This window comes from Blochmannia endosymbiont of Polyrhachis (Hedomyrma) turneri (assembly GCF_000973505.1).
In the GTDB taxonomy this organism is placed as follows: Bacteria; Pseudomonadota; Gammaproteobacteria; order Enterobacterales; family Enterobacteriaceae; genus Blochmanniella.
The window spans coordinates 89,409-104,844 of sequence record NZ_CP010048.1 but is presented as its reverse complement, the minus strand read 5'-3'; the positions used below and the strand labels follow the sequence as shown (position 1 = coordinate 104,844).

Below are 15,436 nucleotides of genomic sequence, written 5' to 3'. Positions count from 1 at the left end.
AATTAATTACCGAATAATATTTACATTTATTCATTTATTTAATACTTAAACTGATATACGACACTACATGTCTGATTTAAACTCCCAGATACAACTTCTAAATATAAATCAGGTAATACACAATAACGGGCAGATATTGTAGCTAACGAATCAAACACACCAATACTATATTTTACTTGTAAACCAGGAGCAATTCGTCCACTAAGTACTATTTTCGACTCAGAACCAAACCCATAAGTATCAAGAACTAAATTATTCACTTTTAATATACTGCCAATTTGCTTTACAAATTTTTCGACATGAAAAAGACCAAACCTTATTAAAACAGATCTAAACATACTATGACTATTCATATTTACAATATCTATTCGTTGACTATGTAATAAATAAGATATCACAGCTTCTTGGGACATCATATGATTAGAAAAAAATTGCAGCTCTGGAGCGGGAATACAACCAGTAATTCGTATACTACCAACAAAACTATTATTCTTGATTAATTCAGAATTACATATTGCTTCAATATTTAAATAAGGCTGATTATCAATTAATCCAGAAAATAACAATTGACCCTTTTTTATAAATAAACTTCGCCCGTAAATATTAAAATGTCCTTGAAAAATACTAATATAACCTTTTAATCCTAATCCGTTTTGATCTTGAATAACTTCTAAATTACCCCGAAGATTAGCATGTAAGCCAAATGAACTAATTTTAACATTATCACCAAAATGCAATATTACATGAACAATAATTTTTTTGAAAAAAATATTTTCACTTTTTTGAATATAATATGAATCATAATTAACACTATTGGCAATAACATATTCATCCGAAGAAACATCAACCACCTCAGTTTTTAAATTATCTCCCTCTAACTCAATATAACCATACGGAATATTTAATGTCCCTTTAATAATACATTCTAATGGAGTCATTTCAAAAATAATAACAGGAGAAATATCTACTTTAACAACTGGTGATAATACTATTTGAACATTATTACCAACAATACGAATATGTGTATAAAAAGATCGAAAACTATTCCAATGCATATTACCAGTCAAATATAATATTCCCCGAGTTGTCCTGATCGCTCCATTTAATACCGCGCGAGACCTAGTAAAACTTAACGAAACATTGGAAGAAGTCATAACAAACGGAACATGAGAACCTTTCACTATTAAATTCCTTAACTCAACATTCCCATAAACTTCTGGATACAAAAGACTACCAGAAAATCGCAAACACACATTCAAGGTACCATTTATAATATCAGCAGGTTCTAAAAACATATTTGAAAACAATAATGACATATTATCAACACGCAAATTTCCAAACACTGGATATTGATCATATAAAAATATTTTAAATTTCCCATCACATTGACCATGACGATAAGTTTTAATCACCCAATCACACAACAACCACTCTTGATTTAAAACAATATTGAAAACAAATTTTTCATATGCAACAATAGATTTCTTCTGGAAAAACATATTAGTCCATTCCAATCGATCTCCTAATAAACATATCGTCCCGTAAGGAACAAAACTATTTCTATCCCACATTAAATCCAATAAAAATGATAATTGACCATTAATACTCAAAGACTCTACAAAACATGAGTGTTTGATTACTAAATGAACATTCTGCACACGTTGTATAAATTTTTGAATTCCTACCTTTCCTAAATCACCACAAAAATTAACTTGAAATGTAGATCTACATAAATCATCTGAAAAAATTATCAATTGATTTGGTAAATTACGACAAAATATCGATAATCTTTTATCCAACTGACAAAAAAACACATTCTTTACAATACTGATTTTTAAAATATTACCAATCCAGTTATTGTGAACACAATTGACAGATCCATTAATATTGAAGGCAATATTAAATAAATCACTATATAAAAATATTTCTATATTATGTCGTTCTATACTACCAACAAACTGACAATGAAACTTAGAAATAGAAAAGGTATAATATATAACATCATCTAATTGACATTCAAAACTACCTTCCAAAACATCTCGATATAATAAATTGCTCTTAATAGCAATATGATTAACATTTAAATGTTTATCTTTCCATTGAAACGATTCGCTAACAATATTTATTAAATATTTAGAATATGTAGGAAATTTGAAATAAGTTATAGTACCAAATATACTGCCATTTAAATTGGGAAATATATCATGAATAGATGGGAATTTAATAATACCAACAACAGAAGAATGATCATTAAAATCACCATCAAGTTTTAATATATTAGATCCGATAGATAACACAAATTGCAAAATACTCCACTCCTCCAAACGATTTCTGACACAATAACACCGAAAAATAAAAGGATAATAATTTTCAACGCTTCCACATAAAGAAATATTCAATAATTTTAATTTTAAAATATCATTAGATATACCTCCATCTATATTAATTTCACCACAAACGCTTATTGGCCGAATAAAATTATATTGAGAAAAATTAATATTTTTTAAAATTAACTTAACATTCCAATCAACCGTATCTTTCCATTTAACAGCAGCAGTAATGTCTATAATGCCACCCAAACCTTGTACATTGCAATTAGATAACACTAAACTATTATAATCACCATAAGCACTCATAGAAATATTAAAATAACATGACAAATCTGAAGAAAATGCAATTAATTTTAAATTCATACGATAATCATAAATACTACCATCAAAATATAAATTTAAGTTTTGCACTAAAAAATGAGTATTATAAAATAATGAACTATGCATGCTATCAACATTTAACATGAAATTGACTGGAAGATCTATTTTATCTAATTCTATTTTTAAAATTAAATAACCATTTAAATAACCTAAAAAATCAGAATAAACATATAACGTACTACCAATATGACCAGAAATAGTAAAACTAATTTTTTCTTCTTTCATTAACAAAGAAGAACGAAAAACAGAATCAACCACTAAATATATTAAACGATCCTCATTACATTTTATATTGCCAGAAATATGAATTTTTCCATTCAATGTCATTACATCTAATGTAATCAATCGAACACAATCGTTTGAAATCATTCCTTTTAAACAAAATCTCTCAATCAAAAAATTTTCATGATCTACAAAAAACAAATTTTCTCCTTCTACACCTTCTAAAATTAAATTATATGATAAAGTTTCTTTTACATTTTTTTTTTTAAAAAAAGACACAGAAAATAAATCACTAAACCATGGAAAAATAAAAGACTTACAACATAAAATATCTTTCAAAGAACATTCTTTAATATTTGGCAAACTAAAACGTATAAAATGAGAATAATTAAACAACTTTAATCCTGAAAAAAAAGTAGATGTTAAAATTAATGACTTTTTGTCCCAAATCAAACCAGTATCACATTTGTACAATGTAATAACCATATCATTTAATTTAACACATACATTATCTAATATAATATGACGACATACTACTGAATACAAACTGAAAATATAACCAATTGTTTTATTTTCATACACTTCAAATAATACTGCATTAAACTTAGGCACATCAACACTAATAAAAAAATTCTTCACAAATACAGAACTAACATAAACATTTTTATCCCATAAATGACACAAATCCAAAGAAACATATAACTCAGCACCTTCTATCAACACTCCATCCTTTTGATAACATATGTTTTTTAACGTTAAACCACTAAAATAATTTCCATTAATGTCACCAATACTTAAACCAGGTACCAAATCTGTAAATGTCCTTAACATGAGACAGACACCACGATCAGTAGCAAAAAAAAATACTACAGAAACAAATAACAAAAATATTATTGTCAAGAAAATCAAAAAGATTTTCTTTAAATATTTCATAGTTCTGGCCCTAAACCAACATAAATATGCAATAACTGCAATACACTGCCTGCCTTATTAAAACATGACAAAGGAACAGCAAAATCTAACCTAGCAGGTCCAATCGACGACTGCCAACGAACACCAACTCCAGTACCAAAACTAAAACAAAAATCACCATTAATATTTTTAACAATATTTCCAGCATCAACAAAAAATACACCCCACCATCTCTCTACCACATTATACTGATACTCTAATGAACCAAACATAAATTTAGATGGCACATATAACTGATCTAATAATGTATTCTTAAAAAATAAAAATTGATATTTATAACCACGAATTAAATAATTATTAAAAAAAATAAACTCTCTAATAAATGAAAAAATAGATTGAAAATCATTACATTTCATCCAACCTAAATTATTACGTATAATCACACGATTATTATTTAATAAAGTACGAATCCAAATGTTTCTGGATTGTAAAAAGAAAAAATTAACATCTGAATGCCATAAATCACTAGATATATTCATCGAATAACACTGATTATCTCCCCAAAAGGGCATCATCCCACCTCGTTGACGAATGCGATGAATACTAACTCCAGGATATATTAACATCATCGACTGCAATTTTTTTAATTCATTACAACAATTAAGACACCAATTTACATTTATACCCCGATTCCAACCAATTACGGAATCCCAACAACGAGAAACATTCATAGTAACTAAAAAACTAGATTGCGTATCACAAATATTTTCATGTTTAATCACACCCTTTAATAAATAATATTTTTCCAAAGGAGAACAAACTAAAGGAATTTTATAATTTAAATCTACATACTGTTCTAACAGAGAAAAACTAAATATATTTTTAAAACTATGTCCATACGAATTAATGCAAGGATTTTTCCAAACTATTTTTAATCGACTACCTATATCACCAGAATAACCAAAATCAAATTCAATATTATTGGTAATTGCAGGGACAAGAAATACATCTAATGGTATACTTTTTACAGTTCGATTTACACTATTAACATAATTTGGAGAAATAACTACTGAATGAAACCAATTAGTAGCAAACAAACGACGATGGCAATCAATCAACAATTGATTATCATAATGCATTCCAGAACGCACATAAAACAAATTTTTTAAATACTCTATTTTAACTAATCCACCACCATAAAAATGAGTATCTCCAAAATAATAACGCTGACCACTATCAAAATTAATACTCCAAAAAGACTTATAAGAAGCAGGTATCACAATAAGCTTGCTATCGTAAAATTTAAAATCAAAATAACCCTTAGACAAAGATAAATTCAATAATTTGTTTTTAAAGTTATCATACTTGTTATGATTTAATATCTGCCCTATATACGATTGAGATTCTATTAACAATTTTTGATAATCGCTATCATGAGAAATATCACCGCTTGAATTGACATCAACTTTTGAAACTTTTGTAGGTTCACCCAGATTAACACGTACAACAAGTATATAATTTTCTTGCTTATTGGAATCTGAAGATGATGGATATAAAAAAAAATTTATAATTGAAGAATAATATCCCGAAGAACGTAATCCAGAATAAACCACACTATTAATTACATTACGAAAACACTGATCAATCACAATATCATTACTTCTAATACTAGACAATTTTGATTCAATATGAGATCTTAATACATCATTCAAGCCTTCTAACTTAATCTGCACATTATCTGCATACACTATTAAAATTTTAAATATGATAAGAATAACTACAAATTTTAAAATCAACATGCTATATAAATCACATTAAATACCTTTATTATACCCAAATGATGACTTCTAGAACACTACATATGTAAATAACATACTTCTTGAAACAAAACATACTACAATAAAAAATATATTATATTGAAAAAAGGTGAATTTTACACTCATAAATACTTAATAACAAAATAAAACATATGCATCTTTAACATTAAAATGCACACATATACCATGATACTATTTATTAATATAATAATTAAAAATACAATACATTAAACTACAGACGCACAAAATCCAGAATACATAAAAGACGAACACACCTTGCCGTAATACACCAAAGGAGCACCACTCCAATCATTAATAATAGCACCAGCAGCTTCAGCTATAGCATGACCAGCAGCTATATCCCAAATATGCATAAAAGAAAATCTGGGATATACTTGCACAACACCTTCCGCTAATAAACAAAACTTCAAAGAAGACCCAACAGTGATTATTCTATAATGCATAAATTTCATTAAATAATTTTGCAATTGTCTCAAATCGTTGTGAAAACGACTAATAACTATAACAGGAGGATATGAATGATGAGCCGAAATTTTAACACAGTATTGTGTATTAACATTCATCTTCCACGCCTGACCATTGACAGCTGCATATAAAATACCAAACGCTGGTGCATATATCACTCCCATGACAGGTCTTCCATGCTCTATTAATGCAATATTTACTGTAAACTCATAATTATGAGATAAAAACTCCTTAGTGCCATCCAAAGGATCCACAACCCAAAAAGAATCTACCTCTTTATGATATACCCACAAAGAACAATTCTCCTCAGATAAAATTGGAATTTCAGGCGTTAAATTCTCCAAACGAGCAATAATTATATCATTAGCAAATAAATCAGCAGAAGTAACTGGAGTATCATCCTTTTTCTTATTGCAATGAAAGACTTTTTCTCCATCATATACCTGCATTACTTTTCTTCCAGCCTGTAAACAAATATTAATAATGGACTCAATCATTAAATACTCCAGCAATATACTCACAACATCCAATAAACATAATAAATTTTCAAAACAACAACAATAATTAACATTTAATATATTACCACCAACTACAATAATAAAAACCACAAACAATGTATGCATTATTGTTAACAACATTTATTACAAAAATTAACTACTGTAAACAATCACTACTCACGACTGATTAATCACATGTATATGTAAAATGGTAGATATCTTACGATAAAATTTAATAACAACATCATAATCACCAAGAGCTCGTATCTTTCCATCAGGTAAAAACACATTATTTTTAGAAATCTGCACTCCAGACTTTGTAACAGCATCTGCAATTTCACGCGTGCCTATGGAACCAAATAACTTTCCTAAAATACTAGATTTTGATGTAATAGTCACAGATCCAATATTCTGAATTTTAGAAATTTTACATTCAGCCTCCAAACGCATCTTGTTTGCATTACTTTCTGAAAAAATACGATGAGATTTAAAAAATAAAACATTCTCTTCGGTAGCCAACATAGCCTTAGCACTAGGTATTAAAAAATTACGCGCATATCCAGATTTAACATTAACCTCTGTACCAGCAATACCAAGATTTTTAACTTTATCTAATAAAATAACCTTCATATATCCTCATATAATAATAATACATATTTAACTAACAGCTTCTAACTAATAACTACACTAATGATGATCAGTATATGGTAATAAAGAAAGATAACGTGCTCGCTTAATAGCTACTGCAAGTTGGCGCTGATATCTTGTTCTAGTACCAGTAATTCGACTAGGAATGATTTTACCACTCTCTATAATAGAGCCTTTCAATACATTAAGATCTTTATAATCAATATTAACAACTTTATCTACTGTAAAACGACAAAATTTCCGATAACGTAAATAACGTGCCATAAAAAACTCCTACAGTACCTTTTTAGTCCAATACAAAATCATTGAACTGATTCATTATAAAACATCATTACATACATTCTACAAAAAACGATATAAAAAACATATAATCTACATAATATATATTCTAAAAAACATTCAACATTAAAAACATAAATTACACAATAATACATCATGAACTTAAAATAAACAAAATAACAACATACCCAAAACTATCAATATCTTTATCTTTACTTAATCCTATGTATATAATTAATATTAAAATACTTACTGTAATTTTACATGCGAACGAGCAACATATTTCATATTATTCAAGATGTCATTTGATTCCTCTTGTTCCTGAATACGCATAATAGGAGATGGTTCACTTACTGCACACCTAACACGTATAATCATATTACGAATAACAGCTTCATTAAAACGAAAATCAGCTTCCAAAATATCAATAAATTCAGGTAATACTTCTATGTTCATTAATACATAATAAGCCTTCCGTAATTTTTTAATTGGATATGCCAACTGTCGACGACCCCAATTTTCCAAACGATGAATTTTACCTTTAGAAACACTAATGATATTTTCATAATGATTAATTATATTAGAAATATTATCATTTTGATCAGGATGTACCATAAAAATAACTTCATAATGACGCATTGATATTTATCTCCACTTCATATTAATTAATGCTTTACTTATTTCTTTCCTATAACTTAAAACATGTACAATATTTAAATAATCTTTATTTGATATTTTGATGTAACAAAAAACATAACTAAAGAACCATGCAAAACACCTTGCAAATAATCAGTAATTAAAGTAAATTTAATAAAACAATACCCACTCAATATAAAAAATTTAACGTTTTATTCAAAAAACTTCATATTTATATTCACAATTTTTCATAATTATAATATACGTTAACTAAAATTTATAAAATAATTATCAACAAAAAACATTCAATACAAAAAAATAGTAACACTATATTAATTATTTTAACAAAATATATCTTAACTGTTCATAGTCATAATATATATTTATTAAAATAAATATCTTATAACATGTAACTACATATAAGCACGTTGTCTTAATATTTCAAATAAACAAATTCCTGTAGCAACAGAAACATTTAAAGAAGTCAATTCAGAAACCATTGGTATATTAACTAACTCATCACAATATTTTTTAGTTGAACATCTTATTCCTATTCCCTCAGAACCCATCACCAACCCTAAACGAACAGCTAAATTAGCTTGAAAAATACTTTTTTTTGATGCAAGCACAGTACCCACAATCCATACATTATATTTTTGTAATAATATTAAAGTACGTGCTAAATTAACAACACGAACAAATGGAACACTATCTGCTAACCCAGCTGATACTTTACGAACAACAGCAGTTAACCCCACTGAACGATGACGAGGAACAATCACCAAATCTACTCCAAAAGCAACCGCGCAACGTAAACACGCTCCCATATTTCTTGGATCAGTCACACTATCTAATATAAGCAATAACAAATCTTTCCTGTTACGTGCTTGTAATAAGCACAACATATCTTTTTCTTGAAAAGAACACCTTGTATTAATTTCAGCAACCACCCCTTGATGCGCAGCACACTTAACTTTCTTATTTAAAAAAACACGATCACAATATTGTACTGGAATATTAAATTGTTTTGACTGCTGACACAATAAACGCAAACGTTTATTCAAAGAACCTTTTGAAATATAAATATACAAAAAACGATCTGGATTGCTATTCAATAATATCTGTACAGCATGAATACCATAAATTAATTCACTCATAACTCATATACGATAAAAAAACTAACAAATACACCAATATTAAAACTTTTGTTTAAATTCAACTGCTTAATATGATACACCACGCTATAATTTACTCAACAATCTCTAACATCTATTAACATTACACATTATACATTAATAAATATCAACATAAAAACTACTAACCACCAATAACAATAAAAATAATCACTATATTACAACACTATAAACTATAACATTCATCATTTTTACTCAAAATATAAATAAAACCACTCTTATCTATGATAATAATGATCATATAAAAAAACTTATAATCACTATATTTCAAAAAATAAAACAATTCCTATAAAATCATAAAAAAAAGATAATTAACATCAAAAAATAATCCATAAACATTCAATATATAAAACACCCTTACCATATTGATTACAAAATAATATTACGTTTCGTCTATCCTCTGTAACTGCAACTATAATCATGCCCACATTATACAGTTAATTTACATGACATATATAATTAATAAAGAAATTAAAATAAACATCACATCATATAATATTATAAATATTTGTAGTTTTTACAAATAAACAACACATCAAACACTGATTACATAATATTAACAATCTAACAACAATGGATGCCGTATAACAATTGTCTCATAACGACTGGGACCGGTAGAAATAATATCTATAGGAACATTAATAATTTCCTCTATACGCCGAATATAAATACGAGATGCTTCTGGAAGCTGACTAAATTTTTTAACACCAAATGTTCTTGCTCCAAGCCACCCAGAAAATATTTCATACACCGGCTCAACAGCTTCCCATGTATTTAAATCCAATGGAGCACAATATATTACTTTCCCATTCTTCAAACGATAACCAACACATACCTTTACTTCTTCCAACCCATCTAGTACATCCAATTTAGTTAAACATAAACCAGAAAAAAAATTAACTTTTACCGCACGACAAACAATAACTGCATCAAACCAACCAACTCTTCTGCGACGACCAGTAGTAGAACCAAATTCATTACCATAATCACATAAACGAGCACCTATATTATCACATAGTTCAGTTGGAAAAGGCCCCGCACCCACACGAGTAGAATAAGCTTTTAACACACCTAAAATATAATCATTATCACGTAAAATAACTCCGGTACCTGAAAAAACAGCACCCAAAGTAGTATTTGAAGAAGTAACATAAGGATACGTACCATGATCAATATCTAATAAAGCACCTTGGGCACCTTCAAATACAATTACATCACCCCGCTGACGAGCACTATACAATAAATCTGACGTATCCACAGCCATACTTAACAAATAATCAGCAATCGACAAAATTTTCGATAAAACAATTTCACAATCAATAACATCTACATCGTAATAATGTAATAATTGAAAATTGTAATAATCTACTACCTTTCTTAATTTATTCGCAAACTGTTTTTTATCAAATAAATCAACAATACGTAATGCACGACGAGCTACCTTATCTTCATATGCAGGACCAATACCACATCCAGTAGTACCAATAGCATGAACACCCGCAAATTTCTCACGTGCACGATCCATAGCTACATGATACGGTAAAATCATAGGACAAGATTCAGAAATCAAAATACGTCCATCAACATTCACACCCTCTGACCTTAATACATTAATTTCTTGAACTAAACTAAAAGGCGACAAAACTACACCATTAGCAATGATATTAATGATATGATTATGAAAAATACCAGAAGGTACTATATGAGAAACAATCTTTTTAGAATTTATATAAAAAGTATGACCGGCATTATCCCCCCCTTGATAACGTACAACATATTTAATACACTTAGTAGCAACAAGCAAATCTACAACCTTACCCTTGCCTTCATCACCCCATTGACCACCTAATATAACAATACTCTTACTCTTACTCATGCTTTTAATGTACCAATTATATTTCTATCTTATAATTATAATATATATTATATTATATAATGTATACCATATTATACATTAAAATTAATATATTTCATAATAATACAACACAATATTCACTACTATGTAATACATAAAAATCACAAACCACAAATTCACTTAGAAAAAAAATCATCAGGAGCTTTCATAAACCGAAAGAACTCACTCTCTGAATTTAACACTAAAACATCATTATTAGCACCCATAAAGCTATTCTCATAAGCACGAAGAGTACGAAGAAATGCATAAAAATTTGGATCTACACTAAACACACTCGCATATAATTTAGCAGTTTCAGCATCTGCTTCTCCACGAATTATCAATGATTCTCGTTTTGCTTCTGACAAAATTTTCGTCACCTCATAATCCGCAGCAGCACGCAATTTTTCAGCCTCTTCTTGCCCTTGTGACCGATGACGGCGAGCCACTGCTTCACGTTCAGCACGCATTCTTTGATAAATTGCATCAGATACTTCAGTGGGCAAATTAATCTGTTTGATCCGAACATCAACGATTTTAATTCCTAATGCTGCCATACTATTAGGATTAATCGATAATGAAGATGAATATACAGAAGAACCATTTAATTCATCTACACGGGCTGTAGCAGACGCAAGTGTACGATCTATCATAGTAGTAGTATATGATTCTGAATCTTCACCGGAATTTCCATAATTAAGCGCTTCACGAACATCACTCATTAATCGGTTTCGAGAATCTGTAACAATACCTTGAACATTTAATTTTCCTAACTCTGAACGTAATCTATCTGAAAATTTTCTCTTAATTAATACTTCCGCTTGTGAAATATCACCACCACCAGTAGCTAAATAATATCTACTAAAATCACTAATTCGCCACTTAATATAAGAATCAATAATTAAATCTTTCTTTTCCATAGTAACAAATCGATCTGCTTGATTTTCCATAGTTTGAATTCGAGCATCTAAAATTTTTACCGACTCAATAAAAGGAACCTTTACATGCAATCCTGGATCATAAACTAACGCTTGATTATTAATATTACGCAAAACCTTCCCAAAACGTAAAACAATACCTCGCTGGCCTTCCTGCACAATAAATAAGGAATTCAAACATAATATTAAAAATAAAGAAACCACACCAATAATCGAATAATTACGCATACCTTACTTCCCCCTATTGCCACGTGCTACAACCATATCATGATTCTTTTCACTAATTTTTCGATGATTCATCAGTGATGAATCAAGATTAATAGAAGATGGAGAAGAACGTGAAATATCATTAGCTACTACATTATCATCACCACTAAAAACTGACAACACACCATTAATATTCCCATCACTATTACCATACTGAACATCTTTACGATGATTATTAACACGATCAATACGATTGGCAGGTATTAATAATAAATTATTATTCCCTTTATCACTAATTAAAAATTTTTGATTCTGACTTAAAACCCGTTCCATTGTATTTATATATAGTCGTTCACGAGTAATTTTAGGTGCTAACTTATATTCAGGTAATATTTTAGAAAAACGCTGTACTTCTCCTTGTGCTTCTAATACTGTGCGGGCTTTATATGCACGACCTTCCTCTAAAATACGTTGCGCTTGACCATTAGCACGAGGTTTAACTTCATTAGAATAGGCTTCAGCCTCACGAATATACTGTTGTTCATTTTCACGAGCAGCAATAGCATCATCAAAAGCTGCTTTTACTTCTTCTGGAGGCCTAGCAGTTTGAAAATTAACATCCAACAAAGTAATACCCATATTATATGGATAAATAGTACTTTCTAAAACACGACGGGTATCACTACGAACTACAGTACGACCTTCAGTCAAAATTAAGTCCATAGTATATTTTCCAATGACTCCTCGCAAAGCACTATCTGTCGCTTGCCGAAGACTATAATCAGCATTAGTCACACTAAATAAATAACGCTCTGGCTCAGTAATTCGATATTGCACATTCATCTCCACCCGAACAACATTTTCATCAGAAGTCAACATCATACCGGATGCTGCTAATTCACGTACAGATTCTACATTTACAGGAATAACAATATCAAAAAACACAGGACGCCAATTAAGACCAGGCTGTACTACATGATGAAATTTTCCAAAACGAAGCACCACTCCTCTTTCAGCCTCTTTAATAGTATACAAACCACTTCCAATCCAAACTAAAACACACACAATAATAAAAATACTCACAACAAAATAATACTTTTTCCCAGGCATCTTATTAGATCCAATGCCCCTGTTATTAAATAATTTTACTGCATGATCTAATTTATATAAAAATTTTTCTATAAAATCCAAAAAATATAACTTATACCTGTTTTGTTTAGTATGACTAATGCAATTACTACTAGAAGAATGCTCAATCAATTTTAACGTATCAAAATCATATTTATAACAATAAACATCATCCCACATTACATGTCACTCCAAATATTATTAAATATCATAATTTATACCATCTCATCAAAATTATAATTCTAATTTATCCACCACTAAAAAAATACTTATATAGTACAACATAAATACTTAAAATTATCACATTTGATAAAATACAGACCAAACAATCAAAAAAAAATAAAACTATTTCAGTAAAAAATTAAAATATAAATAAATAAATTTTGTGTAATATCATAATCTCAAATTAACTAAAATATATAAAACCTAATAAAAAACAATAAAAACATCTTCACACAATAAACATCTAAAAAAAACATTACCAATAAATAAATAATTCTAAAATTCATCAAAGTTCAAGCTACAAATAATAAATAATACATATGTAAAAATTTACTATACACAAAAGTAATACATCTAATATTTATAAAAAATAATAAAAAATAAAAAAAAATTAAAAACATCAGAAAACAACAATAAAACTTAAAACAAAACACAAATTATGCCGTTTTAAAAAATATACAACATATTTATATCCCAAAACACCCAAAATATAAGCACCAACAATACATCATACAAATATTAAATAACCACACGATCTAAATTCACAACACGATTAATTTCGTCCACCCAACCATATATATTACTTTTACTATCCAACCAATAAATATTAGACCATTTACGCAACCAAGTTATTTGATGGCGAGCAAGTTGACGAGTAGCACAAATACATCTAAAAATCATTTCATGATAGTTTATTTGATCAGACAGATATAACCACATCTGACGATACCCTATACAAGAAATCGATGGAGAATCTCGATGTAAATCAACTCGAGAAAAAAGTTTTCTAACTTCCTCTTCAAAACCAATTTCTAACATATAATAAAATCTATTCTCAATACGCTTATGTAATATCATACGATCCACCGGCGGAATGGCAAATAAATAAATTGAATAATCCACTAACAAATTTTGAGTTGACACCATAGTTAACTCAGTCAAAGTTTTCTTTGAAACATAAAAAACCTCTAACGCCCTTAATAACCTTTTATGATCATTATAATGAATTTTACTTGCCGCAATAGGATCAATCTCTTTCAATTTATTATATAAAGTCATCCACCCTAATAATTTTGCATCACACATAATATTTTTTCGTACTATATCATTTTTAGGTGGTAAAAACGATAAACCCTCTAATAATGCTTTAAAATATAACATACTTCCACCTACTAATAATGGTATACGATTAACACAAGTAATTCTTTTAATAGCGCAATAAGCATCATGACAGAAATCCGAAACAGAATAAAACTCACAAGGATCACAAATATCTATCAATTGATGAGGTGCTATAATTAATTCTTCCACAGTAGGCTTAGCAGTACCAATATTCATTTCTCGATAAACTAACGCAGAATCCACGCTAACAATATCTACAGAAAAATTCTTACTTAAAGTAATCGCTAATTCAGTCTTACCAGAAGCAGTTGTACCCATTAAACAAATAATTGCTGGCTGATATTTAATACTTGTTTTCGTAAGCATCATTAAATTTATATTTTTTATAAAATAATAAAAAAACAACTAATAATCTTTACCAACTTATGCTCAAATAAATAAGAATAGTAATAATATTATAACACACCATCTTATAAAAAAAATTTCAAAAACATACAAAACAACAATTAATAACTAACAATCCA

Annotated in this window: 11 protein-coding genes; all 11 read right to left on the bottom strand. The window is 28.6% G+C overall.

Annotation, left to right across the window (positions count from 1 at the left end; translation table 11 throughout):
- Positions 1–38: 38 nt before the first annotated feature.
- Positions 39–3,866, bottom strand: a complete 3,828-nt coding sequence (locus BTURN675_RS00410) for a translocation/assembly module TamB domain-containing protein (protein ID WP_082086670.1) — start codon at positions 3,864–3,866, stop codon at positions 39–41.
- On the bottom strand, positions 3,863–5,644 hold the full coding sequence (locus BTURN675_RS00405; RefSeq protein ID WP_046288629.1) for an autotransporter assembly complex protein TamA: 1,782 nt from the start codon (positions 5,642–5,644) through the stop codon (positions 3,863–3,865). The genes BTURN675_RS00410 and BTURN675_RS00405 overlap by 4 nt, the downstream gene beginning before the upstream one ends.
- A 245-nt stretch (positions 5,645–5,889) precedes the next feature.
- Entirely contained in the window at positions 5,890–6,645 is a 756-nt protein-coding gene (cysQ, locus tag BTURN675_RS00400) for a 3'(2'),5'-bisphosphate nucleotidase CysQ (RefSeq protein WP_046289074.1), read from the bottom strand.
- Between the two features lie 177 nt (positions 6,646–6,822).
- On the bottom strand, positions 6,823–7,275 hold the full coding sequence (gene rplI / locus BTURN675_RS00395; RefSeq protein WP_046288628.1) for a 50S ribosomal protein L9: 453 nt from the start codon (positions 7,273–7,275) through the stop codon (positions 6,823–6,825).
- Between the two features lie 57 nt (positions 7,276–7,332).
- Positions 7,333–7,557: a 30S ribosomal protein S18 gene (gene rpsR, locus BTURN675_RS00390; protein WP_046288627.1), complete on the bottom strand. Its 225-nt coding sequence runs from the start codon at positions 7,555–7,557 to the stop codon at positions 7,333–7,335.
- A 264-nt stretch (positions 7,558–7,821) separates the two neighbouring features.
- The gene (gene rpsF, locus BTURN675_RS00385; RefSeq protein ID WP_046288626.1) at positions 7,822–8,211 is read right to left on the bottom strand and encodes a 30S ribosomal protein S6; all 390 of its coding nucleotides are present in this window, start codon (positions 8,209–8,211) and stop codon (positions 7,822–7,824) included.
- Between the two features lie 410 nt (positions 8,212–8,621).
- Positions 8,622–9,365, bottom strand: coding sequence for a 23S rRNA (guanosine(2251)-2'-O)-methyltransferase RlmB (gene rlmB / locus BTURN675_RS00380; protein ID WP_046288625.1), 744 nt, complete (start codon positions 9,363–9,365; stop codon positions 8,622–8,624).
- Between the two features lie 592 nt (positions 9,366–9,957).
- Complete coding sequence (locus BTURN675_RS00375) at positions 9,958–11,277, bottom strand: adenylosuccinate synthase (RefSeq protein ID WP_046288624.1); 1,320 nt, start codon at positions 11,275–11,277, stop codon at positions 9,958–9,960.
- Between the two features lie 155 nt (positions 11,278–11,432).
- Positions 11,433–12,461, bottom strand: coding sequence for a protease modulator HflC (gene hflC / locus BTURN675_RS00370; RefSeq protein ID WP_046288623.1), 1,029 nt, complete (start codon positions 12,459–12,461; stop codon positions 11,433–11,435).
- Between the two features lie 3 nt (positions 12,462–12,464).
- Positions 12,465–13,748 (bottom strand): FtsH protease activity modulator HflK, encoded by a 1,284-nt coding sequence (gene hflK, locus BTURN675_RS00365; RefSeq protein WP_082086669.1) that lies wholly within the window; start codon positions 13,746–13,748, stop codon positions 12,465–12,467.
- 561 nt (positions 13,749–14,309) lie between these two features.
- Complete coding sequence (gene miaA, locus BTURN675_RS00360; protein WP_046289072.1) at positions 14,310–15,278, bottom strand: tRNA (adenosine(37)-N6)-dimethylallyltransferase MiaA; 969 nt, start codon at positions 15,276–15,278, stop codon at positions 14,310–14,312.
- Between the last annotated feature and the right edge of the window lie 158 nt (positions 15,279–15,436).